Consider the following 362-nt stretch of genomic DNA (forward strand, 5'->3'; position numbering starts at 1 on the left):
GACCGGTCCCATCACGCCTGGCGCTGCCGGGATCATCCCCGCATGCGTGGGGAGCACGCGCCCACGCGAAGGCACCGAGCGACGGCCTGGGGGATCAACCCCGCATGCGCGGGGAGCACCAACGCGCCTTCCGCCTTCGGCAGCAGACGTCAGGGATCATCCCCGCATGCGCGGGGAGCACAACGTCGCCTTGTTGATGGGCGTTGCCAAGGCGGGATCATCCCCGCATGCGCGGGGAGCACTTGGCAAGATGCGTTTCGCAAACGTCTCAATCGGGATCATCCCCGCATGCGCGGGGAGCACCCGAGGGCTTCGAGCTGCGCATCCTCGGCGCGGGGATCATCCCCGCATGCGCGGGGAGC

The 362-nt window shown here is 69.3% G+C and carries 1 CRISPR repeat array (only partly in view).

The window, feature by feature from the left end:
* Positions 1-362: a CRISPR direct-repeat array (repeat unit 27 nt; unit sequence GGGATCATCCCCGCATGCGCGGGGAGC) (it extends past both window edges: 100 nt to the left, 1 nt to the right).

The sequence above is a fragment of the Olsenella uli genome, assembly GCF_901212655.1.
Lineage (GTDB): Bacteria > Actinomycetota > Coriobacteriia > Coriobacteriales > Atopobiaceae > Parolsenella > Parolsenella uli_A.